Raw genomic sequence first — 23,969 nt, 5'->3', positions numbered from 1 at the left:
TCAGGCCAGCAGCTTATAATTCCTCGCCGTTCGTTTGAATGACGTTTTTGTACCACTCAAATGAATCTTTCTTATATCGTTTCATAGATCCGTTTCCTTTATTATCACGATCAACATAGATCATGCCGTAGCGTTTTTTCATTTCCCCTGTTGTAAAGGAGACAATATCAATAATCCCCCACGGCGTATAGCCGATTAAATCTACACCATCGTAAGTAACCGCTTTTTCCAATGCTTCAATATGTGATTTCAAATATTGAATTCGTTCCGGATCATGGATCTTGCCGTCTTCCTCCAGCGTATCCACCGCACCAAAGCCGTTTTCAACGATGAATAACGGGATTTGGTACCGATCATAAAAACGGTTTAACGTATATCTCAGCCCAGTTGGATCAATTGCCCAGCCCCAGTCACTCGATGTGATGTACGGATTTTCTACACCATTCGGCAAACCGCCGTTGACGATATCGCCCGTATTATCATTTTCCACATCACTTTTCACAGTTGTAGACATATAATAGCTGAAGCCTAAGTAATCAACGGTTCCATTTCTTAAAATCTCATCATCGCCGTCTTCAAATGTAATGTGATAGCCTTCTCTTTCAAATTCCTTCAACGCGTAGCTTGGGTAGTAACCGCGAACCTGCACATCCGGGAAGAAGTAGCGCTGTCTCATTTCTTCTTCAGCCAGCATCACATCTTCAGGATTGGAGGAGAAGGGATAAATCGGCACGTGTGACACCATGGCGCCAATTTGGAAGTCTGGGTTGATGTCCTTTCCTTTTGCCACTGCTAAAGCACTCGCTACTAACTCGTGGTGCGCCGTTTGATACATAACTTCCTTAGCGTTTTCGTTTTCGCCAACCAGAACACCTGAATTCGTCCATAGGAACAGCGGATTGTTCACGTCCATTTGATTGTTGATCTCGTTAAATGTCATCCAATACTTCACTTTATCTTTGTAACGGTTGAAGCAAGCCTCTGCAAAGTTGACGAAGAAGTCCACGACTTTCCGGTTTCTAAAGCCGCCGTATTCCCTGGCCAGGTGCAACGGCATTTCAAAGTGAGACAGCGTAATGACCGGCTCAATCCCATGCTTCAGCAATTCATCAAACACGTCATCATAGAACTGCAAACCCGCTTCGTTCGGTTCGGCCTCATCGCCTTTCGGAAAAATCCGGCTCCAACCGATGGATGTCCGCAAGCATTTTAATCCCAATTCCGCAAACAACGCGATATCTTCCTTATATCTGTGATAGAAATCAATGGCTTCATGGTTCGGATAAAACTCGTTCTCTTCAATGGTATCCGTGATTTTTCTCGGCACACCGTGTGCCCCCGCTGTCATGACATCGACGACGCTCGGCCCTTTACCGCCTTGATTCCATCCGCCTTCAAATTGATGGGCAGCTAAAGCGCCGCCCCATAAAAAATCCTTCGGCATGTTTCCCATGTTACATTCCTCCTTAGCTTACGACTGTAAATAATTTTTTGTCTAACGCACTTTCTTCAAGATCCTCGATGAGAATTTCTTGATACGCATGTGAATTCGTGATGATGACTGGGGTAATCGTTGTTAATCCTTTCTCTTCAATGAAAGCTTTATCAAATTCTACAAGCACTTCGCCTTTTTTGACTATATCGCCTTCTTTCACCTTCAAGGCAAAAGGAGTACCGTCTAATGTCACCGTATCCAGTCCGATGTGCACAAGCAATTCGACGCCAGACACCGAACGAAGGCCGAACGCATGCTTTGTAGGCGCCACCATGACGACGGTCCCGTCAAACGGGGCAAACAGTTTATTATCAGATGGCTCAATCGCCAAGCCTTGTCCCATTGCGCCTGAACTGAATACCTCATCAGGCACCTTAGAAAGCGGAATGACCTTGCCGCTAAATGGCGCATATACTGTTTCTTCATTCGCCTGTTCCGCTTGAAGATTGGCCTTTTCCGTCTGTGCAGCAGTATCTTCACCGTAGCCAAAGATCTGAATCAGTACAACAGGGAGAATCACCGCAATCGCAGCACCGATTAAAATGCCCCAAATGGATGTCGGGAATTGTTCATTGATGCCATTCACGATCGTCAGAGGTCCCGGAAGTCCCGCATAGGCAAAGTAATACGGCTGAAAAAAGCTTGCTACGACTGCGCCAACCGCTCCGGATATACAGCCAAAGATAAACGGCTTCTTAAATCTTAAGGTCACACCGTAGATCGCCGGCTCTGTAATGCCAAACAATCCTGTGACGCCAGCCGAAACGCTGACTTTTCTCGTTTCCTTGTTTCGCGCTTTCAGGATGACACCAAGCACGGCACCAACCTGCGCAACGACCGCTATTGTCTGATACGCCTGGAATGAATCCCGGCCGTATAAATCAAAGTTTGCCAATACCATCGGCGTGATGCCCCAGTGTACACCAAAGATGACAATGACCTGCCAGAATGCGCCGATGATCGCTCCAGCCAATACCGGCACGTTTTCCGCCAAGAAGTTGTAACCGTTTGCAATTCCGTTTGCGCCTAATGTTGTCACAGGGCCTATGAGGACTATCGTTAACGGCACCATGATGACCATACATAGAAACGGAACAAATAACGGTCTGACCACTTCGTTCATTCTCTTATGTAAGAATCGTTCAACATAAGACAAGATCCACACTAAAAATAATGGCGGCAGCACGGAAGACGTGTATGTCGTCTGCGATAAAGCAATCCCTAAGAAAGAAATGCTCTTTCCATCTGCGATTTGAGCTGCCATCTCCGCCCATGTCGGACTGACTAACGCGGCACAGCATGCTACAGCGATATACGTGTTGGTCTTAAAATGCTTTGATGCCGTAATCGCGATAAAAATAGGCAAAAACGTAAACGGTGCCCAAGAGATGAAACTAAAAACCTGATATACTCCTGTTTTCTCAAAACCGGAAAACAATAAGTTAATAATAATTAATGCGCCTTGCAAAATACCAGCAGCGGCCAGAATGTAGACAAACGGCGCAAACACCGCTGACATCGTCGCAATGATCCGGTTCAACATCGTTCCTTTATTCTCACTCTGTTCGCCGGAAAGATCAATATTGACCCACTTTGAAAATTCCTCGAAGACTTCCCCAACATGCTGTCCAATGACAATCTGGAATTGGCCGCTGTTCTCCACCACCGTAATGACGCCGGGCATCGACTTCACGATATCCTTCGCTTTAGGGTTAGACCGCTTTAGCACCAACCGAAGCCTGGTCGCGCAGCGAGAAGCTCCAATCACATTCTCTTCCCCGCCTACGGCCTCCAAAATGTCTTTCGCTAGTCTCGTATAATCTCTCACTTTCCCCGACATTTTCACCCACCCCTTTATTTTGGTTGCGCTTTCATTATAATTGTACCGGTATAATTTATCAATACCCTAACAAAACATTTTGACACTAACTATCATTGTAAGCGGTTTATGCTATAATTTTGGCAAGTGAAACTAAACGAATAAATGAGGAATGCGTATGTTAAAGTACCAGCAAATTGCAGCGGAAATTGAAACATATATAGAAGAACACCAGCTGAAGCAGGGAGACAAACTGCCAGTGCTAGAAACCCTCATGGCCCAGTTTGAAGTCAGCAAAAGCACAATCACAAAGTCCCTAGATCTATTAGAGCAAAAAGGCGCGATCTTTCAGCTCAGAGGAAGCGGCATCTTCGTCAGAAAGCATAAACGAAAAGGCTACATCAGCCTCCTGTCGAATCAAGGATTTAAAAAAGACCTCGAGGAGTTCAATGTCACCTCAAAGGTCATTGAACTAGACGTGAGGAAACCGACTCCGGAAGCGGCAGAAAACCTCAACATCGGAGTTGACGAGGACATCTACTATGTCAAAAGAGTCCGCTACATCAACGGCCAAACCCTATGCTACGAAGAATCCTACTACAATAAATCCATCGTGACGTATTTAAACAACGAAATCGTCTCCCACTCCATCTTCCATTACATCCGTGAAGGATTGGGATTGAAAATCGGTTTTTCTGATTTGTTTCTGCACGTGGGTCAGCTGAATGAGGAAGAAGCGGAGTATTTAGGGTTAGAGGCTGGACTGCCGAAGCTGTATATAGAGAGTATTTTTCATCTGACAAATGGGCAGCCGTTTGATTTCTCGAAAATCTCTTATCATTATGAGCAGTCACAGTTTGTGGTGCAGGCGAATAGTTTTTTGTTGTGAAACTGTTTTACTTTAACAACCCTTTGCCTATGTAATAGGACAACAAAGGTCATTTACCAATATTTAAATAGAAAAAATTTGGTTTTCGTAACTAGAAAGATATTAGTGATGATATTAGAATGAAAAACCTCTTCAATTATCTATAACTTTTGAAGTGGAAATGCAAATATGGGTAGTTCGATATGATGAAATTTCAGTCATTTCTTAATAAAGGGTTTAACAGGCGAAACGTCTCTGTTAGTATGGCAACCAAAGGAGGAAGATAATTATGCACATAATAAAGCTAACCAAAGTAAAACTTGCAGCCTTGGTATTCCTAGTAGGTGCCTTAGCCCTCCCGGTTTTACCTAATGCTGCAGATGCCGCAGAATCCCAAGCTACATATAAAGTTGAAAACCTCAACGATAGTGTGCTGAAGATGACGTTCGATCATGCAGATATTCATATTGACGCTGATGGAAATGCTACACTAAAAGATCACGTAGCGGGCGAAGAGCAAGTTCTCCCTAAAAACTCAACTGACAAAAATGGTGATCCTGTTACACTACAATACGAAAAAATCGATCATGGCGTTCTGGTCAAACTAGTAAGCCAAGAATCTGGACAAACCACCGGTACAGTCAGAACCCAATCGGTTGGAAAATGTATTCTAGGTACTGGCGGTGGTGCGATAACTGGTGGAGGTACTCTGGGTCTTGCTGGCGCTGCTGTAGGAACAGTCACGATACCCGGCATTGGAACTGTAGGTGCTGGTGCCGTTGGTGCAATTACTGGCGCTGTTGGCGGTGCAATGACAGGGGCTGCTGCATCTTGCTTTTAAAAGAGGGTCACTCCCTCATTTTTACTAACGATAGAAGGTGATCGAAATGTACAAAATCATCATTCCTTCAATACTAGCCATATTTGCCCTATGGATTTTATTACAGCTCTCACTCGATATGAGTATCTTTAAGAATCCAATGAATTACTTTATCGTATTCATTCTCTTCTTTCTCTTTATAAAGATGGTGAAAGAAAAACAACAATAGATTGGGGAAAGATGGTTGATGAAAGCTAAAAAACACCCCATATTAACATAACTCATCACAGCACGTCATCTTATCGCACAAAAAAAGCTACTTCAACGTGAAGTAGCTTCCTTTTTGTTAAATGCCCATTTTGACCCATCTCGTTTTAGAAAAGCGAAGTACAATTACGTTTATTATCATGATTGAAATTAAATATAATATAATATATAAAATATCATGATTACCAAGTGTCATATGATCAGACTGCAGCACGTTTTCTATTCGGTGATACATAGTGTTACCTGCCTCAAAAGGAGCAATAAAACCAAACGTTTTATTGCTTATTGCTACTAAAATAACTGAAGTAATCCAATAAACGATACTAACACCTATACTAGTTAATATATTCGAACATAACATACTTATAGTTCCAATAATTAAAATATACTGCAATATAACGGCAGAAAATAAAAAGAGCAATAATGCAAAATGGGAAAAATCATGGTACATCAACGAAATGATGAGCAGACCAATCGCGATAAACGCAAAACATTCCAAAAATAAGACAGCTATCTTCTTATAAAAGAAGGTATAGATGTTTTCCCCTATGAGTTTGTAAAAGAGAATATTTTTATTTGTATACTCTCTATTAATAAAGAAAGCGATAACAAATGAAAATAACATCAAACCAAACTGGGTCGCAACGGTATAGGAGCTAAAGAAAAACATCTCAGGTGTGACATGGCTGACTTTATCAATTCCTACCAGTAAAAAATAACCCAGTAAAAATAAAAACACGAACATAGATCCTAAAATAATGAAAACTTTGTTGCTTATACTCTTTTTAAACTCTAATTTCATCTTAAGCCCCCACTGTTTTATTACTCATTTATATACACTTCAATCAATTTATCCACTGAGTGATATTGTTGGATTTCTTGATGATTAAACATATAATAATCCCCTTCTATCGCCTTTAAATCAGACAAATCGTGTGTGATATTAATGATTATCTTCTCCGGGTTCTCTTTTATGTATTTTTTTAGGAAGCCATGAATTTCTATAACTGTTTTTTTGTCTAATGAATTCGTTATTTCATCTAAAATAATAATATTTTTATCCTCTAGTAAAAAGCTAAGCAATTTCAATTTTTGCTTTTGCCCATCACTCAAATTTTTGATAAGAACTTTACCGTCAATATTATTAAGATTAAGTAAATGTCCAATCCTATTTATCTTTTCTGAATCAAACTTTTCGCTTAAAAAGTTTATTAAAAAGTCCTTAGAAACATCATGAGGTATATTTGACGAGCTGGAAATTAAAGAAACATTTTGACGAATATCTCTATCAATTCGTTTACTAGTATTCAACAAAAAATCTTTAGCAAGCTGTGATTTACCGACTCCATTTTTTCCGACGATATGATTCATTTTTCCAGACGAAAAATGTAAGTCTGTATCCTGAAGTAACGTCTTACCTTTCACTTTTAACGTATAATTTGCTATGTTCATATGCATACTCCCTAAAAATATTGACATAAGTTCCGCTCTGGGTTTTTCATGTTTTGTATTTCGGCAACTCTTCTGATTAGCGATTTAGTCCATCGCAAGGAGGAATTCGGAGTCTTTTTCTCTATTTTACAATATATAGTATTCAAAGTTCAACGAAAGACTAATTCCCATTATGATTAATTAGCACTAACCAAATCTGCAAAACCTTCTTTTTGGCTCTTGCTTCCTTACACTTTCTCTCCTGTCTTCCGCTTACCTCTGCGCCTCTTTCCCTCTTTTCAATTGTCTCTAAAAGGAATTATGCGTTACTATCATATAAAGGTACAATGATGAAAAACAATGTCATACTTTTCATTTCAACTTATCATGCACATGCTCATAAATAGGGGTTTATTCTAAAAAGGGGATGGACGATTTTGGAAAGCAAGTATTTAGATCTACTCGCACAAAAATATGATTGTGAAGAAAAAGTGGTAACGGAAATTATCAATTTGAAAGCGATACTGAACCTGCCAAAGGGCACCGAGCATTTTGTCAGTGATTTGCACGGGGAGTATCAGGCATTCCAGCACGTGCTGCGAAATGGTTCAGGACGAGTCAAAGAGAAGATACGCGACATTTTCAGCGGTGTCATTTACGATAGAGAAATTGACGAATTAGCAGCATTGGTCTACTATCCGGAAGACAAACTGAAGTTAATCAAACATGATTTTGATGCGAAAGAAGCGTTAAACGAGTGGTATAAAGAAACGATTAACCGAATGATTAGGCTTGTTTCTTATTGCTCCTCGAAGTATACCCGCTCCAAATTGCGTAAAGCACTGCCTGCCCAGTTTGCTTATATTACGGAGGAGCTGCTATACAAAACAGAACAAGCTGGCAACAAGGAGCAATATTACTCCGAAATCATTGATCAGATCATTGAGCTTGGCCAAGCCGATAAGCTGATCATCGGTCTTGCTTACAGCATTCAGCGATTGGTGGTCGACCATCTGCATGTGGTCGGCGATATTTATGACCGCGGACCGCAGCCGGATCGGATTATGGAAGAACTGATCAACTATCATTCTGTCGATATTCAGTGGGGAAATCACGATGTCCTTTGGATTGGCGCCTATTCCGGTTCAAAAGTATGCCTGGCCAATATTATCCGTATCTGTGCCCGCTATGACAACCTGGATATTATTGAAGACGTGTACGGCATCAACCTGAGACCGCTGCTGAACCTGGCCGAAAAATATTATGACGATAATCCAGCATTCCGTCCAAAAGCAGCCGAAAACAGACCAGAGGCTGAGATTAAGCAAATCACAAAAATTCATCAAGCGATTGCGATGATCCAATTCAAGCTTGAGAGCCCGATTATCAAGAGACGGCCAAACTTTAATATGGAAGAGCGGCTGTTATTAGAGAAAATACATTACGACAAAAACGAAATCACGCTGCACGGAAAAACATATCAACTGGAAAACACCTGCTTTGCGACGATTAATCCAGAACAGCCGGATGAGCTATTAGAAGAAGAGGCAGAAGTCATAGACAAGCTGCTATTCTCTGTCCAGCATTCCGAAAAGCTGGGCCGCCATATGAATTTTATGATGAAAAAAGGCAGCCTTTATTTAAAATATAACGGCAACCTGTTGATTCACGGCTGTATTCCTGTCGATGAAAACGGCAATATGGAAACAATGATGATTGAGGATAAACCGTATGCGGGCCGTGAGCTACTCGATGTATTTGAACGGTTCTTACGGGAAGCGTTTGCCCACCCGGAAGAAACCGATGACCTGGCGACAGATATGGCTTGGTATTTATGGACAGGCGAGTACTCCTCCCTCTTCGGAAAACGCGCCATGACGACATTCGAGCGGTATTTCATTAAAGAGAAGGAAACGCATAAAGAAAAGAAAAACCCGTATTATTATTTACGCGAAGACGAGGCAACCTGCCGAAACATCCTGGCAGAATTCGGCCTCAATCCAGATCATGGCCATATCATCAACGGCCATACACCCGTAAAAGAAATCGAAGGAGAAGACCCAATCAAAGCAAACGGAAAAATGATCGTCATCGACGGCGGCTTCTCCAAAGCCTACCAATCTACAACAGGCATCGCCGGCTACACGCTGTTATACAACTCCTACGGCATGCAGCTCGTCGCCCATAAACACTTCAACTCCAAGGCAGAAGTCCTAAGCACCGGAACCGACGTCTTAACGGTGAAGCGGTTAGTGGACAAAGAGCTTGAGCGGAAAAAAGTGAAGGAAACGAATGTGGGTGAGGAATTGTTGCAGGAAGTGGCGATTTTGGAGAGTTTGCGGGAGTATCGGTATATGAAGTGAGGGATGTGGGGTTCAGAGGTGACTTTCTCTGGGCTCTTTTTTTCGGTTTTTAAGTATCTGTTTTACACTAGGCTATCTGCTCATTCACTAGTATGTAAATTTAAATACAGAGGACGTTAGTATCTAATAAAAACGCCCCTCTTCAATTGGAAGTTTGGTGGCATTATTTTATTTATTTTTGCTATCAATCTCTTTTCCTTCTTGATTTATTAAATGTTTTGGTTCCACTATTTTTTTCATCTTTTGAAACCCACTCTCCTTTCTTCAAAAGTTCTTCTCCAAATTGTTCAGTAGAGTCATTTTGATTTTTACCTCAAATATAATTCCAATATATCCCACAAAATACTTCTGATAAAAACTAAAATATTTCGAGGAGCTTTTATTCTTTCATTAGACATGCCATGTCCAAATATTCTTATAAACTCTTCTTCTGAATACTCTTTTCCCTTAATTCCTTCCTCAAACACCATAAAGTCTAGTAGTTGGGGCATATATAAATACATTTGAGGTCTTGCTGAAGCTCTCTCTACCAATCCAATAATACTATCAGCATATGGAGGGACTTCAATTCGACCAAAATCAACTTCCTTTGGTGCTACAGATTTTTGATGTATCTATATGTGGTATGTATAAAAAAACTAAATGTGAGGGCTATAATTTAATATGAAGTAAGTATAACCCTATTATTATCCCCAATTACTGTTAAATTCAATCTTAAATATTTACTAAATATATGAAATGGTAATGATTTTCTGACCTAGTTCAAATTGCACTCCTTCGATCCATAACTAAAGCGAGAGAATTATCTTTTTTCCTTATGTCAGTACCATTAACACCAGTATTTATTATTCTTTAATTGCTTACTATCTGGTTAATTTCTGTATTTAATGTTTTTGGATGAAATAATATTATATCATCTCTTAAATTTCGATTTTGATGTTATAATTTATTTCTAATGATTATCTATCTTAGAGAAATAAGATTAAAGGAATTATAAATAGTAATGTCACTGCTTTATAATTGTAAAAATTTATCAACATTAGATGATGAAACACTATGTGAATAAATAATCAATTCTTTTCCTTTTCCCGAATTAGCAAGACTATAGTTAAGGTAATAAGTATAGTATTCATACTCTGAATAAAGATCCTTTATATCTGCAGATAAATCATATGTCAAAATCCACTTCTTGTTTTTCATTGTCTTATTAATACTATTTCTTAGATCCACGTGATCAACATGTTCATAGAAATTAGTATATAGCTTTCTTCCCTTTTCATAATACGGTGGATCAAAGAATGTGAGTGAGTTTCTTGTCTTAGCAATATTGGTACTGATAAAGTCAAGAGCATCTTTGTTATATAAATTTATCTTAGAACCCAAACTTGAAATAATGTCTATTTTTCTTATTAATGCTTCTTTATTAAATCTACAATCCATCTTGTAATTGCCATCTTGTTTTTTACCGCCAATAGGTCCTGCATTAATTATACCGGACCTATTGGTTCTATTTAAAAATAATGTAGAGAAGCCAAGTTCAGTCATAGACGCATTTTCCTTTTTTTGCTGGATGTTCTTTTGTATAATCCACTCATCCATATTAAATCTAGCATTATATACTCTTTGTTTCATTTCTTCTGGATTGTTTAATATGGAATACCACAAAGAGTATATAGATTTATCATAATCATTTATCATAATTTTTTTCACATCTTGATTAATTAATAATTTTAATGCTATTGCCGCCCCGCCACAATAAGGTTCTATATAAGTACTAACACCGTTTTCTTTTACAATATACTTTAAATAAGAATATAATTTATTCTTGCCTCCTGGATACCTTAAAGGACTATAATTATCAATTTTTTTGTTCATCGTATTTATTCCTCTAACTAGCTGATATATTACAGCAAATTTATAATAGACTCTATAAACGGTTTATATTTCCTAAATATTCTAATGAAATCCTGGTTTGTAAGTATTGTCTTATAATCATGTACTATTCCATTAATTAACTCCAAGTCATCTTGATTCTTAATTGACTTTTTTTGTTCCAAGGTAAATGAAGAATGACTTTTATTATACATATCCTCACTTACTATTTTAATCTTATTCCCCAAGTTATCTGATCCATTATTCTTTTGCATTAACTCAGGATACCTATCTATATATGCTTTTGAGAGATATTCCAAAAGTGCCCGTATCAAGAAAGAAACAATTAATACATCGTGCATTCTTATTTTTGAAAGGTTTTTGTATAAAGATAGTGAATAAATTACGTCTCTTATCTTATGATAATCTATTTGTTCACCCAACTTTGATTCCATTCTAATACGCCATTCATCATCAAAAAGTAAATCCTGTTTAGGTCGTGGATTACTCTGTTCTGGTTCTATTATCAAATCAAATGTAACAATTTGTTTTTCATAGCTTGCATTAAATTTATATAGTTTAGGTTTTGAATTCTCAAGAACAAACTTTTCTTTAATTAGTATGTCATCACTCTCTTGAGTAGTGAACTTTATATTGTTGTATATAGAGCTCTTTTTTGTGATTTCGTTTGAAGATTCATCATATAAACAAATAGCATCCATAAGATTAAACAAAATCCCATTTTTAGGTTTTTGGACAATGTTCTTGTTCTTAATTACAAATAAACGATATTTCTTTTCTTGATTCACTCTAGGTTCATTAGGAATTGGTCCTTGATTAGATTTGTCCCCAGTTTTTCCCCCAGTTTTTTTAACCGAATTTTTATTATCATCATTAGATACATTATTTCTTTCTCCATTAGTTGACATTATGTTGGGCGGTTGGGCATCATGTAAATATTCTTCAATTAATAACTTTAGTCCTGGTATAAGTTGATTCTCATTTATTATTCTGTCCCAATCCTTTTGAACACTAAACGTCCTAGTATTTAACCTAATTTCATTATTTGTTTCCCAAGCAGCAGAGCCTATAGCTTGAAGAATACTTTTATATACGTCCTCTTTACCTTCTCTTGGTATTAATTCGAAATCCGAGTTCTCTTTTAAATTTAGTGTTCTTTTAATAGAAGAGTATACCCTGCTTGTTAATACATCATTATTCAAAAGAGTTAATGACTTAAGTGTAGGATCTTTAATCTTTACTTGTGCATGAATAGATGAAAGAAACTTATAAAATCGAATTGACTTTTTGATAACACTTTCTTTATCTGGGGTAGTATCTTTAATATAAGAAATTGACTGCGCCGTGTTCATTTGCTTTCGAAGTCTATTAAACATATTCTCATAGTAAACCTGTTTGTCAATTGGTTTCCAATCCTGAATACTTGCTATATGTTTAGCAGCTATCTTATAATCTGCTTCTTCTCTACTCTTTATTACATCTCCATCAACCCAAAAATTTTCAAGATTAAGAGTAGATACTTTTTTTCTATAACTTGCTTTCAGTAACCCCTGGTATATGAACATACTTTTTAATGCAGCAATTCTTCTGTTTCCCTCCAAGACTGTATAAGTTTTATTTTCCTCTAATAATATTAGTCTCTCACCTAAAGTGTTGTAACCGTGAATTACAAAAGAATCAATTAAAGAGTATAGGTTCTCATATTGGATTAAGTGTCGTATTACCTCCTCTTCATTACTAAAATTAAATAATGAGAGTCTTGGATTAATAGAATCTAATCTTATTTCTAGCGGATTTAGTTTCATTTTTCTCTTTAACACTCCTGATGAAAATTTTAATTATTTATATTGTATCAAAAATTAATAATGATAACTGTGGCAGTAACAATCTTTATCTATAATTGGATAATTAGATAAAAACTCATTCACTTATGATAAGGCTCCCCACGATTAATCCGAAAAGCCCGATAAATCTGCTCAACTAGTATGAGACGCATCAACTGATGAGGAAACGTCATTTTCGAAAACGACAGCTTTTCATCCGCTCGCTTCATCACCGCGTCACTCAATCCGAGTGATCCGCCGATGACGAAGGTGACTTTGCTTTTTCCATATGTAGCCAGCTTATCTATTGTATCGGCTAGTTCTTCGGATGTTTTCATTTTTCCTTCGATGGCGAGGGCGATGACGTGGGCGTCGGGGCTGATTTTTGATAGGATGCGGTCGCCTTCTTTGTCTTTTATGATTTTCATGTCCTGGTTGCTTAGGTTTTCCGGCGCTTTTTCGTCCGGGAGTTCGATGATGTCGATTTTTGCGTAGGCCGAAAGTCGTTTGGTGTATTCTTCAATGCCTTGCTTGAGGTATTTTTCTTTTAGTTTTCCGATTGTCACAATATTGATATTCACAGGTCATCCCCACTTTAAAAACAAGTTATTCATATACGTTGTCCACAATTGTGGATATCTTTTCTGTATTTTGTGTAAGATCATTCGTTCCCCACTATATATACTGCGGGGTCTCCACATAATTCACAGGCTGTGGATAAACTGTTAGTATGTTCGATTTTTCTGATTTCGGGCGGCAGCTCGTGGTCGTCTATGTACATATCCAGCACGGTTTCGATGTGTTCTTCACAGGAATAATACGTTTGTTTCATGTTCAAATCCTCCGATGGTTTCTTGCGTTTTTGTAAATGTTCTCTTCCCAATATAACCTATTTATTCACATGTTAGTAGTGCTTCGGGCTGAGTTTTATCCACAATTCGACAAACAAGCTGTTGATGACTCTATTTCGCTCGTGTGTTAGGTTGGATGTAACCGATGTTTGGGGAGGTCTCCATTTGCGCTCCAGATGGGTTTGGCTTTTTGTGATCATGTTGCTGCTTACTGGGCGTCAGTCGTCTTATTGGGTGTTAGAGAAGGATCGGATCGGTGAAGGCAGTTCCGAGCTAGAATTATACGCAAATTACCTTCAAACACATGATGACGTAAAATGTTTCAAGTCTTCACCATTTTAGAAGGCAGAAAGATGGTTATTGTGTCTCTCGGAAGCAGCGATAAGGATAAGAAGCTTGAGGTGTCAGACGTCAAATACTCACCTAAAGAAACGATTGTAACTGTGAAACGAAAGCCGTCTCCCGAGGAAAATGAGAAAAACCCTTATATTCTGATTGGACTGGACAAAATCGAAGGGGATTTAATCGTCCAAGACGAATCAGGAGATCGCTTTGAAGAAACCGATTATCAGCAATAAAGCCGGCGTTCGATTGAACGGCCGGCTTTTTTTTATTTCAATGTTCCATGCGGATCAATCACAAATTTCTTCGCCGCGCCTTTGTCAAAGTCGCTGTATCCGTTTGGCGCGTCATCCAGAGAAATGACGGTGGCGTTGACGGCTTTTGCGATTTGCGCTCTGCCGCTCAGGATCGCTTTCATCAAATTGCGGTTGTATGTCATGGCCGGTGTTTGTCCGGTGACGAAGGTGTGGGCTTTGGCCCAGCCGAGTCCAAAGCGGATTTTTAAAGAGCCTGTTTTGGCGTCCGCATCCTTTGCACCGGGGTCTTCGGTCACGTATAAGCCCGGAATGCCAAGGCTTCCGCCGACCTGGGTGACGTCCATGATCGAGTTCAGCACCGCGGCGGGAGCTTCCCCTTGATTGCCGTGTCCCGATGCTTCAAATCCAACGCAATCGACGGCGGCATCAACGGTCGGTTCGCCGAGTATCTGTTCAATTTGCTCACCGAGGCGGTCGTGTTTTTGCACGTTGACGGTTTCACAGCCAAAGCTTCTCGCCTGTGCCAGCCTATCTTCGTTCAAATCGCCGACAATGACTGTAGAAGCGCCGAGAAGCTGGGCGGAGTGCGCGGCGGCTAAGCCGACAGGTCCCGCTCCCGCGATATAGACTGTTGATCCGGTTTGGACACCCGCTGTATAAGCGCCGTGAAATCCGGTTGGGAAAATATCGGACAGCATCGTTAAATCGAGAATTTTCTCTAACGCCTGTTCTTTATCCGGGAATACCAAAAGCTGAAAATCGGCGTACGGCACCATGACGTATTCCGACTGTCCGCCGACCCATCCGCCCATATCAACGTAGCCGTAAGCCGATCCCGGCCGATCCGGATTTACGTTGAGGCAGACATGCGTTTTCTGCGTCTTGCACATGACACATCGGCCGCAGGCAATATTGAAAGGAACGGATACGATGTCGCCTTTTTTGATAAATTCAACATCCCGGCCGGCTTCGATAACCTCACCGGTGATTTCATGCCCGAGCACTAAGCCTTCCGGCGCTGTCGTCCGTCCTCTCACCATGTGCTGATCGCTTCCGCAGATGTTGGTGGTGATGACCTTCAGGATCACGCCGTGCTCACATTTTCGATTGACATTTGCTTTCGGAACGCCGGGCCCGTCCTTCAAGATTAACTCCGGATAGCCGATATCCTCCACCGCCACGTTTCCTTTGCCTTTGTACACAACCGCTTTGTTTCCTGTCAACGCCATTCCTCCCATTCATGTTTTTGGACTTTGCGTCCTTGCACATGACTTCGGTTCAGCATGACCCTTTCCCTGTTTTACGATTGTTTTTTCTGCATTCTAACGACAATAAAGATGCCAAGCCAGCACCCGACAATGGTTCCGACGATGTCCAACCAGCCCGCTTTTCCTCCGTTTAACAGGAACACGGTAACCGCCGAGGTGAGGCCGATGATGATTGCCTGAAGAATAACTTGTTTATTGCGCATGTAATTCCTCCTTTACATTCGTTTCCTATACCTTACCCGCAGTTAATTGCAGGGCTCGTACATATATATGTATCAAAGAAAAAGAGACTTCACCAGTCTCTTTTTAAGCAGCGCTAGTTAAAAAATCATTTCCTGAGAAATAATGTGGCAACACTGGTGACTAACGCAATTGCCGTATAGAGTACAACCCAAAACATGAAAAAACTGTTGCCCGAAGCTAACGTAAACAACAATATCAAACTCATGATAAGGACAATGAGCGGCGCCACCCAAAATCTCTTAAATAAAAATGACCTGCTATACCAAATACGCCTGCAATGATTGGAAACCAAAAACGATAAATTAAACGGCGATAGCTCCCATACAAACCTCCTTGCCCTTAAAACCCCTTCATCACCTCAAAATCATATAGCTTCAAATGACTCTTCGGCGTCACGACATCCTTTACCTTCCTAATCTCTTTTTCTTTTACTTTCTTTCCGGTTTTCAGGCTGTACTGTTCAATGATTGCAGGCTGGTTATAGGTGTATGTGAAGAAATAGAGGCTGCCGCCTTTTTGGGTGATTTCTTTAAAATCGGCTTTCATTTTTTCTGGCGAAAGAGTGAAGGCGATGCTTGTTTTTCCTGTCTTTGCATTGATTTTGTATACCTTTCCGAAGCCGTCAATGAAGTACAAGTATCCATCATGAGAGAAGAAGCTTTTTTTAAAGCTGAAGGGCATGGAGCTGTATATCGTTTGTTCGTCGTTTTTGTATTCGGCGATGTCATGAAGCTCTACTTTTCCGCTTTTCTTGTTGAATTTGACCATTTGATAAAGATTGCGCGCCTTTTGGCCGCGAATCATAACATAAACCGCTTGGTCGTCCACAGCAAGCTGAGATTCGATTGAGGCTCCTTCCCGATACTGCCATTCCGTTATCGTGTGATAGGTGAGCTTCTGTTGATCCGCTTGAATCTGGAGGAGCTGATAGCCTTTTTCGTCAGTTGTCGGGACGAGTGCGTAAATGGTACCGTCATGTGAACCGGAGGCTCGGATGTAGTAGGGGATGACGTCTTTTTTCCACTCCCCGTCCAACTGGCGGTACAGCTCTGAGCGGTATCCGTCTCCCTTTTTGTCGTAGCCGGAGTTGTATAGGGTGTAAAAGCCGTTCGTATTTTGCAGAAAACCCGCGCTGTCGCCTGTATGCTGATAGGCTCTTTTATGGGAGTGCAGGCCGTCTTTAATCGTATAAATCGTGTTTTTGTCCTCCAGCATCACACTGTCGCCGTGAACCTTGGCTGAGCCTAACTCAAGACCCTTCATCTTAAATGAAGACAGCGACCCGTCCTCGCTGCTAAACAAAGCGTAGCTTTTCCCGCCGCCAAATGCATCTTGATCCGCAGAGGTTGAGAAATACAGCAGGACTTCTTTGTCATCAAGAAAACTGGGGTCTCCGAGATCCTGCTGACTTACGGCTTTTTGGTTTTTGAGAGGAGAAATAAAGACAAATAGTGCGATTCCTGCGAGAACAAGCATAGCAATGGTGATCATCCACTTTTTCATATCCTTCTCCTTAGTTAATGGTCATGATGGTTGTCGTGTAGGAAGAACTTGTGATGTCGCGCGGATATACGCCTAAGCCTCCGTTACTGTCTATATCAATGTTTGCTTTCAGTAAAAAGGCAGACCATAGGAGCTTTGAACAGTTTTTAGCGCCGTCATGGCCGGTATTTCTGTTATTGACGAAGTTAAATGAGTATGGGTCTCCGACTCTTGATACCGCCCAGTCGGCAGCAGATGTTTTCTGTGAAGAGGTGACATTGACTGTCTGTACGATGGAGTTATCTTCCACGTCTCTGGCATTATAAGCGATCTGCCTGACGCCGTCGCTCGGAACAGATTCAACAATCTTGTCAGCGGCAGAGTACATGCCGACGTGGCCGTGATTGTAGTAGGCTGTGTAGGAGTTAGTGTAATAGATATTGCCTTTCGCGCTTGTCGGGAGTTTTTTCGTGCCTGACGAGCCGCCCATAATCGACATGCCGCTTTCCTTCGCGAGCCTGTCGCCTTCTGCTTTATCAGCTGTGATTTCTTTATAGAACTGTTTTAGAATAACGTCTTGCTTTACGTGCTGCTGTTTGGCAATCTGGCTGGCGGACTTCATGATTTCCTCTGGTGTTGTGCCTGGCTGCAGTGCGGCGATTTCTTCAGCATAGTTTGTGGTCTTTACAGCTTTGACGGGAGAAACAAACAGGCCGCAGCACATTGTGAGCGCTACCAGAAACAATGAAACCCGTTTCTTCAACTTCATTACATCTCCTCTTTTCTTGTAAATGTAGGAAAGGTGATTTCCTCACCCACATTATATTAGGAAAATAAGGAAAGTAACTAGGTGATTTACAGAATTTTTAGAATTCATTTACAGAAGGCTGTCTATGAAAAAAAGCCTTTACCAGGTTTTTGTTAAAGTTTCTTACTCATCACCACATCCGTTTCTTGAAATCCCGTCCGCTTATATAGCTTCCGTGCTGTGTGATTATGGGCAAAGACGTGGAGGGACAGCTTTCGGATTCCCATGCTTCTTGCCATCTGTTCTAAAGCTGTTAATGCTTGCTTTGCATAGCCCTTGCCTCGGTATGGTTCATATAACCCAAAGTCGTAAATAAACGCTTCCTGCTGCGGATGCTCCGGCTCAGTATGGATCCAGAGCCAGCCAACGCTTTCCTTTTCATTCAGCGTAAGGCTCCATACATGGTGATGAGGTGTTTCAAGACCTTTCGGAAGAAGATTAGAAAAGGTCTGCTTAGACAGAAGCAATGCATCTTCAGGCTGCCATGTTCCCGCTTTTACCTTTTCTTCGGCGTAATGCTTGGCCGTATACGTGAGATAAGACCGAAATTCTTCTGTCTGCATCGGGGTCAGCATGATTGTCATCTCATCGCTCCTTTATATATTGACTAGAGGATTTTACTTAAAATAGAAAGAGGTGTTACTATCAGAATAAGCAACTAAGATTGATAAGTCACTAGAGAAAGGAGTTTCGAATGAATAAAATTGCACCCGCAGAAATCGCTAACATTCTCAACGATTGGTACCTTGCGATCAAGAAACATGAAGTTGAAGAGTCCACCCGTTTGTTTGAAGAAGTGAAGCCTTTATTGGATGACATGGAAGAGGATCAGGAGGTGCTTGCCTACTTCTCTTTATTGGAACTGCGCCACAAGGTTTTGCTTCACGAGGCGAGAGGCCAGGGTTTTCAGCATGAGGAGCCTTCTCATATGAATGCTACGTCAGACATGCTGAAATATTACTTTTTTCTGTTTGAAGGCATGTATGAGGCCTATAAAAATAATTACGATATTGCTATTGGGCTTTATAAAGATGCCGAGCAGTATCTCGACAACATCCCCGATCCGATTGAGAAAGCCGAATTTCACCTGAAGGTCGGAAAGCTTTATTATAAGCTGGGACAAAATATTGTGTCCCTCAATCATACACGGCAAGCGGTCAAAACGTTTAGGGAAGAGACAGACTATAAAAAGAAACTAGCTTCAGCCCTGATCACCATGTCAGGCAATTTTACTGAGATGGGGCAGTTTGAAGAAGCTCAAACGTATTTGGACGAAGCGATTCGAATTACGAGAGAATTAGAGGATCATTTTTTTGAAGCACAGCTTTTGCATAACTTTGGACTTCTCCATGCGCAAAGCGGCAAGCCAGAAGAAGCGGTCTCCAAATTAGAAGAGGCCCTTCAAAATGAAGAATATGCCCGCTCGGCCTATTACTATCATTCTGCCTACTTGCTCATACGAGAGCTGTTTAAGATCAAAAAGAAACATTATGCCTTATCTTATTACCACGATGTGAAGGAAAAATTGGCTGCTAAGCCGAATAGAATATGTGAAGCAAAAATAGACATCTTATATGCCATTTATGCAGAAGGGGGTCATGCGGAAACGTTTCACTTATGCAAACAACATATGGACGACTTATTGTCCGAGAAAGAGTATGACAGTGTAAGAGAACTTTCCATTTTGGCTGGCGAACGGTATAGGGAACTTGAGCTTTACAAAGAAGCTACCCACTTTTTTTATGAAGCATTACAAATTGAAGAATTGATTAAACGAACGGAGGTTATATAAATGAAAAAGTTTCTGATTGGTGCAGGTGTCGCAGCGGTAATTTTATCAGGATGGTTTATTGCGGATCATCAAACCGATTCACAGGAGATGAAAGTCGCTGAGAAAATGATTGGATAAATGAAAAACCCCCGCGGGATGCGGGGGTTTTCTTATTACAGCAACTTCTTCCCTAGCAGGGATTCTACGAGCTCTACTGCTGTTTGCCCAGTCTTGTTTTTGTGATCAAGAATCGGGTTGACCTCCACGAATTCAGCTGAGATGATGATGCCTGCGTCATACAGCATTTCCATAGCCAGGTGGCTCTCCCGGTAGCTGATGCCGCCGACGACAGGGGTTCCGACACCCGGTGCGTCGTTTGGATCAAGTCCGTCCAGATCAAGGCTGAGATGGACGCCGTCACATGCTGATAAATAATCAAGGGTTTCTTCGATCACCTTAGTCATGCCGAGACGGTCGATTTCGTGCATCGTGTACACCTTCATACCGCTTTCCTTAATATACTGGCGCTCTCCTTCATCAAGTGACCGGGCACCGATGATGACGACGTTTTCCGGTTTGATTTTAGGTGCGTAGCCTTCAAGGTTAACCAGTGACTCGTGGCCGATGCCGAGGCTGACGGCAAGCGGCATGCCGTGAATATTGCCTGAAGGTGATGTTTCAAGTGTATTCAGGTCGCCGTGCGCGTCATACCAGATGACGCCGAGATTATTGTAATGCTTCGCTGTGCCTGCCAGCGTGCCGATCGCAATACTGTGGTCGCCGCCCAGGATTAGCGGGAATTTTTTCTCTTCGATGACTTTGTTGACCTTTTGAGCGAGCTTTTCATTTCCCGCCAAAACCGAATTCAGGTTCTTCAGTTCCTCGTCATTGTTGATCTTTTCGCGGTTGATCGGAATGTCACCGAGATCTTCAACCGTATAGCCCATGTCTGACAGCCTCTCGATCAGATGAGCGTACCGGATGGCACTCGGGCCCATGTCCACTCCGCGTCGTGCTTGTCCTAAATCCATTGGCATTCCAATAACCGAAATCGTTTTATCCATCTGTGATTCCACCTCAACATATAAGATAATGTCCTATGCGGGTTATAACAAAGATGACTTGAGGACAACGTTTTTAAAGCTCTAGCTGACGATTTGCCTGCTGGCGTTTTTTAATGACGACATGATAAATGATGTAGCAAATGACCATAAACGGTACGCCGCAATACAGCGCGATACGCTGCTCCGGATCAAATGCTAGGCTGATGAGAACGACCGTATTTAACGTCAGGCCGAGAATCGGCAGCACCGGATATAGCGGTGTTTTAAATTTCAAATCTTCTACCTTGCCGCCTTCACGGATATATTTGCGTCTAAACATGATTTGGGAAAGCGAAATCGTAATCCAGCCGACCTGTGCGCTCATGCCCGCCAATGATAACAGCACCATATATACGGTTTCAGCCTGCGCAAATTTTGTCAGAAGTGACAGGCAGGCCACAGCCATCGTTACGATTAACGAGTACATCGGCACACCTCGTTGATTTGTTTTGCCCAGCGCTTTGAAGGCCTGTCCTTCATTCGCCATCGCGTACAGGATACGTGTCGATGCGTATAAACCTGAATTCGCAACAGATAAGAGCGCAATCAATATAACAAAGTTCATGATATCTGCTGCATACGGAATTCCAATTTGCTCAAATACGACAACAAACGGACTTTCCACGACTCCAGCCTGCTTCCACGGAATCATGCCGGCAATGACAATGATGGAAAGAACAAAGAAGACAAGCGTTCTCCATACTGTCTGTCTAATCGACCGCGGAATTGTTTTTTCAGGGTTTTCACTTTCTCCTGCAGCAACCCCGATCAGCTCAGTCCCCTGAAACGCAAAGTTCACGGTAATCATCGTAATCAGCATTGCCTTTATGCCGTTCGGAAAAAATCCGTCTTCATAGAAATGTGTCAGAAACGGTGCCTGCTCTCCGCCTTTCAGGTCAATCAGGCCAAACATGGCAGCTCCGCCGAGTATAATAAATAAAAGGATAATCAAGATTTTAATCCCGGAAAACCAAAATTCAGATTCTGCAAAGGCTTTCGCGGTTATCGCATTTAGTAAAAACATCAGTGCCGCAAACACCAGACACCAAATCCAGACCTCCACATGCGGAAACCAACGCTGCATCAACTGTCCCGCTGATAAGAATTCAATAGCACATGTAACCGCCCAGCCGAGCCAGTACAGCCAGCCGAACGCAAACCCGAAGGCCGGGCTGATAAATTTTGTCGCATAGGTCTGGAAGGACCCCGACACAGGAAAGGCGACCGCCAGCTCCCCTAAGCAAAGCATGGTCAAAAACATGATAAAGCCGCCCACTAAATAGGACAGAACCGCGCCGAGCGGTCCCGCCTGGTTAATGGTAAATCCGGTTCCAAGGAAGAAACCGGTTCCGATCACTCCGCCCAATGAAATCATGAACAAGTGACGAGATTTCATTGTCCGCTGGAGCTGATTTCCGTTATCTTGGTTCGTATTCACATTCTGCACCCCTTCAGCAACTTGTATTGGATCTAAGCTGGAACATCTATCATGGTGCATATCCCAGTTTGCTGTCCAAAGAGTCTCTATCTATTTAATATAAAATTCACTTCTTCTCATAAAGATACATTATACTAAAATACTGTAGCTGAGCAAATAGGGAGTGCTGATTTTTCTGTTGTAAATTTATACAAACGAAGTGAATATCCCGCCATGGTGCGGATTTATGCGTTTTGCAGCACGCGCTTAATTTTTTCTATCGCCCAATCCAAATCCTTTTTGGAAATGATTAATGGCGGTGCAAAACGAATGACAGTATCATGCGTTTCCTTGCATAAAAGCCCTTCTTCCTTCAAACGCTCACAATAAGGGCGTGCGGCTTCCGTCAATTCCACACCGATAAACAGCCCTCTGCCGCGGACTTCTTTAATGACAGGGTTGTCAATGCTCTCAAGCTCGCTTTTAAAGTATTCACCAAGCTCAAGAGAACGATCCGCCAGCTTTTCATCCTCCAGCACTTCCAATGAGGCGATAGACACCGCACAGGCAAGCGGGTTTCCGCCAAATGTGGAGCCATGTGAACCAGGGTTAAACACGCCTAAGATCTCGCGGTCCGCCGCAATACAGGAGATTGGGAACACACCGCCGCCAAGCGCTTTACCCAGGATGTACATATCCGGAACAATGCCGTCCCAGTCACTTGCAAACGTTTTGCCTGTACGGCCGAGACCAGTCTGAATTTCATCCGCAATAAACAGGACATTCTCTTCCTTACAAATCGCCGCCGCTTCCTGTAAAAACCCTTCAGGCGGAATGACGATGCCCGCTTCCCCTTGAATTGGTTCGAACAAGAATGCCGCTGTATTCGGCGTAATCGCCTGACGCAGCGCTTCCGCATCTCCGTATGGAATTAATTTGATTCCAGGAAGCATCGGGCCGAATCCTCTTTTATATTCCTCTTCAGAAGACAGAGATACCGCCAGCATTGTCCGGCCGTGGAAGTTCCCGACACATGCGATCATTTCCGCTTGATTGTCGGCTACGCCTTTCACTTCATAAGCCCAGCGTCTTGCCGCTTTCACGGCAGATTCAACCGCTTCAGCTCCTGTATTCATCGGCAAAATCATCTCTTTGCCCGTCAGCTTAGCTGTTTTTTCGTAAAAAGGCCCCAGCTGATCGTTGTGAAACGCGCGTGATGTGAGGGTGATTTTATCAGCCTGATCCTTCAATGCCTGAATAATTTTCGGGTGTCTGTGTCCTTGGTTTACCGCAGAATAAGCACTCAGCATATCCATATATTCATTGCCTTCCGGGTCCTTTACCCAAGCACCCAGCGCTTCAGAAATGACAATTGGGAGCGGATGGTAATTGTTGGCTCCATAATGAGACGTCTGATCAATAATTTCTTTGGATTTAGATAAAGCTGGCATATTTGAATTCCCCCTTGTTTTCTGTTTCAACATGTTATCCTGCTTTCCCTTTTTATAAATGCAAGTTCTGTGCCAAATCAAGATTTCGTGTGTTTTCTACAAATTTCGTGGAAAAGGTGCAAAAACTTTCAGATATTTCGAGCAAAAATTTCTGCTAGTGCAAAATTCTTTTGCATATCCTCCTCATTCTTTTATAA

General features: G+C 41.7%; 22 protein-coding genes and 2 pseudogenes. 7 read left to right on the top strand and 17 right to left on the bottom strand.

Annotated elements, in window-relative coordinates:
• Nucleotides 1–13: 13 nt before the first annotated feature.
• Together bglA and MOF34_RS18725 are read right to left on the bottom strand one after the other, a co-directional pair.
• Complete coding sequence (bglA, locus tag MOF34_RS18730) at nucleotides 14–1,453, bottom strand: 6-phospho-beta-glucosidase BglA (RefSeq protein ID WP_268401291.1); 1,440 nt, start codon at nucleotides 1,451–1,453, stop codon at nucleotides 14–16.
• 13 nt (nucleotides 1,454–1,466) lie between these two features.
• Nucleotides 1,467–3,335: a beta-glucoside-specific PTS transporter subunit IIABC gene (locus MOF34_RS18725; RefSeq protein ID WP_268401289.1), complete on the bottom strand. Its 1,869-nt coding sequence runs from the start codon at nucleotides 3,333–3,335 to the stop codon at nucleotides 1,467–1,469.
• 157 nt (nucleotides 3,336–3,492) lie between these two features.
• On the opposite strand from MOF34_RS18725, the gene MOF34_RS18720 reads away from it, so the two are divergent.
• From MOF34_RS18720 to MOF34_RS18710, 3 genes are all read left to right on the top strand, one after another.
• Complete coding sequence (locus MOF34_RS18720) at nucleotides 3,493–4,203, top strand: GntR family transcriptional regulator (RefSeq protein WP_268401287.1); 711 nt, start codon at nucleotides 3,493–3,495, stop codon at nucleotides 4,201–4,203.
• Nucleotides 4,204–4,471: 268 nt separating this feature from the next.
• Complete coding sequence (locus tag MOF34_RS18715) at nucleotides 4,472–5,023, top strand: Pathogenicity island protein (protein ID WP_268401286.1); 552 nt, start codon at nucleotides 4,472–4,474, stop codon at nucleotides 5,021–5,023.
• 46 nt (nucleotides 5,024–5,069) lie between these two features.
• Nucleotides 5,070–5,231: a hypothetical protein gene (locus MOF34_RS18710; protein WP_268401285.1), complete on the top strand. Its 162-nt coding sequence runs from the start codon at nucleotides 5,070–5,072 to the stop codon at nucleotides 5,229–5,231.
• 117 nt (nucleotides 5,232–5,348) lie between these two features.
• Here MOF34_RS18710 and MOF34_RS18705 read toward each other — a convergent pair whose 3' ends face one another.
• Nucleotides 5,349–6,071 carry a peptide ABC transporter permease gene (locus MOF34_RS18705; protein ID WP_268401284.1) on the bottom strand — a complete coding sequence of 241 codons (723 nt, stop codon included), beginning with the start codon at nucleotides 6,069–6,071 and terminating at the stop codon, nucleotides 5,349–5,351.
• Nucleotides 6,072–6,091: 20 nt separating this feature from the next.
• Complete coding sequence (locus MOF34_RS18700) at nucleotides 6,092–6,721, bottom strand: ATP-binding cassette domain-containing protein (RefSeq protein ID WP_268401282.1); 630 nt, start codon at nucleotides 6,719–6,721, stop codon at nucleotides 6,092–6,094.
• Nucleotides 6,722–7,137: 416 nt separating this feature from the next.
• On the opposite strand from MOF34_RS18700, the gene fbp reads away from it, so the two are divergent.
• On the top strand, nucleotides 7,138–9,063 hold the full coding sequence (gene fbp / locus MOF34_RS18695; protein WP_268401280.1) for a fructose-1,6-bisphosphatase: 1,926 nt from the start codon (nucleotides 7,138–7,140) through the stop codon (nucleotides 9,061–9,063).
• A gap of 1,014 nt (nucleotides 9,064–10,077) precedes the next feature.
• Here fbp and MOF34_RS18690 read toward each other — a convergent pair.
• The 4 genes from MOF34_RS18690 to MOF34_RS18675 form a co-directional block, all read right to left on the bottom strand.
• Nucleotides 10,078–10,938: a DNA adenine methylase gene (locus tag MOF34_RS18690; RefSeq protein WP_268401278.1), complete on the bottom strand. Its 861-nt coding sequence runs from the start codon at nucleotides 10,936–10,938 to the stop codon at nucleotides 10,078–10,080.
• Nucleotides 10,939–10,967: 29 nt separating this feature from the next.
• On the bottom strand, nucleotides 10,968–12,761 hold the full coding sequence (locus MOF34_RS18685) for a hypothetical protein (protein WP_268401276.1): 1,794 nt from the start codon (nucleotides 12,759–12,761) through the stop codon (nucleotides 10,968–10,970).
• A 119-nt stretch (nucleotides 12,762–12,880) separates the two neighbouring features.
• Nucleotides 12,881–13,360 carry a 23S rRNA (pseudouridine(1915)-N(3))-methyltransferase RlmH gene (gene rlmH, locus MOF34_RS18680; protein ID WP_268401273.1) on the bottom strand — a complete coding sequence of 160 codons (480 nt, stop codon included), beginning with the start codon at nucleotides 13,358–13,360 and terminating at the stop codon, nucleotides 12,881–12,883.
• A gap of 80 nt (nucleotides 13,361–13,440) precedes the next feature.
• Nucleotides 13,441–13,611 (bottom strand): CxxH/CxxC protein, encoded by a 171-nt coding sequence (locus MOF34_RS18675; protein ID WP_003236479.1) that lies wholly within the window; start codon nucleotides 13,609–13,611, stop codon nucleotides 13,441–13,443.
• Nucleotides 13,612–13,795: 184 nt separating this feature from the next.
• On the opposite strand from MOF34_RS18675, the pseudogene MOF34_RS18670 reads away from it, so the two are divergent.
• A pseudogene (locus MOF34_RS18670) lies at nucleotides 13,796–14,208 on the top strand (hypothetical protein).
• Nucleotides 14,209–14,240: 32 nt separating this feature from the next.
• Here the strand turns inward: MOF34_RS18670 and fdhA are convergent.
• The 6 genes and pseudogenes from fdhA to MOF34_RS18640 all read right to left on the bottom strand — a co-directional run bounded on the left by fdhA (nucleotide 14,241) and on the right by MOF34_RS18640 (nucleotide 18,614).
• Nucleotides 14,241–15,467: a formaldehyde dehydrogenase, glutathione-independent gene (gene fdhA, locus MOF34_RS18665; protein WP_268401271.1), complete on the bottom strand. Its 1,227-nt coding sequence runs from the start codon at nucleotides 15,465–15,467 to the stop codon at nucleotides 14,241–14,243.
• A gap of 62 nt (nucleotides 15,468–15,529) precedes the next feature.
• On the bottom strand, nucleotides 15,530–15,700 hold the full coding sequence (locus MOF34_RS18660; protein ID WP_019716326.1) for a hypothetical protein: 171 nt from the start codon (nucleotides 15,698–15,700) through the stop codon (nucleotides 15,530–15,532).
• A gap of 125 nt (nucleotides 15,701–15,825) precedes the next feature.
• Nucleotides 15,826–16,043 (bottom strand): annotated as a pseudogene (locus tag MOF34_RS18655) (DUF2651 family protein).
• A gap of 36 nt (nucleotides 16,044–16,079) precedes the next feature.
• On the bottom strand, nucleotides 16,080–17,243 hold the full coding sequence (locus MOF34_RS18650; protein WP_268401269.1) for a hypothetical protein: 1,164 nt from the start codon (nucleotides 17,241–17,243) through the stop codon (nucleotides 16,080–16,082).
• 10 nt (nucleotides 17,244–17,253) lie between these two features.
• Nucleotides 17,254–17,991 (bottom strand): YiiX/YebB-like N1pC/P60 family cysteine hydrolase, encoded by a 738-nt coding sequence (locus tag MOF34_RS18645; RefSeq protein ID WP_268401268.1) that lies wholly within the window; start codon nucleotides 17,989–17,991, stop codon nucleotides 17,254–17,256.
• 152 nt (nucleotides 17,992–18,143) lie between these two features.
• Complete coding sequence (locus MOF34_RS18640) at nucleotides 18,144–18,614, bottom strand: GNAT family N-acetyltransferase (RefSeq protein WP_268401267.1); 471 nt, start codon at nucleotides 18,612–18,614, stop codon at nucleotides 18,144–18,146.
• 110 nt (nucleotides 18,615–18,724) lie between these two features.
• On the opposite strand from MOF34_RS18640, the gene rapG reads away from it, so the two are divergent.
• A complete protein-coding gene (rapG, locus tag MOF34_RS18635) occupies nucleotides 18,725–19,822 on the top strand; it encodes a response regulator aspartate phosphatase RapG (protein WP_268401266.1) in 1,098 nt (365 codons plus the stop codon).
• Nucleotides 19,823–19,939, top strand: coding sequence for a Phr family secreted Rap phosphatase inhibitor (locus MOF34_RS18630; protein ID WP_268401265.1), 117 nt, complete (start codon nucleotides 19,823–19,825; stop codon nucleotides 19,937–19,939).
• Nucleotides 19,940–19,974: 35 nt separating this feature from the next.
• Here MOF34_RS18630 and rocF read toward each other — a convergent pair whose 3' ends face one another.
• From rocF to rocD, 3 genes are all read right to left on the bottom strand, one after another.
• The gene (rocF, locus tag MOF34_RS18625; protein WP_268401264.1) at nucleotides 19,975–20,865 is read right to left on the bottom strand and encodes an arginase; all 891 of its coding nucleotides are present in this window, start codon (nucleotides 20,863–20,865) and stop codon (nucleotides 19,975–19,977) included.
• Between the two features lie 73 nt (nucleotides 20,866–20,938).
• Complete coding sequence (locus MOF34_RS18620; RefSeq protein WP_019716333.1) at nucleotides 20,939–22,342, bottom strand: amino acid permease; 1,404 nt, start codon at nucleotides 22,340–22,342, stop codon at nucleotides 20,939–20,941.
• Nucleotides 22,343–22,566: 224 nt separating this feature from the next.
• Nucleotides 22,567–23,772, bottom strand: a complete 1,206-nt coding sequence (gene rocD, locus MOF34_RS18615; RefSeq protein WP_268401263.1) for an ornithine aminotransferase — start codon at nucleotides 23,770–23,772, stop codon at nucleotides 22,567–22,569.
• Nucleotides 23,773–23,969 lie beyond the last annotated feature (197 nt).

This window comes from Bacillus sp. T17B1 (genome assembly GCF_026796395.1).
Taxonomy (GTDB): Bacteria; Bacillota; Bacilli; order Bacillales; family Bacillaceae; genus Bacillus; species Bacillus spizizenii_A.
Note: the sequence above shows the minus strand (reverse complement) of the source record. Positions and strands in the feature narration are given on the sequence as shown.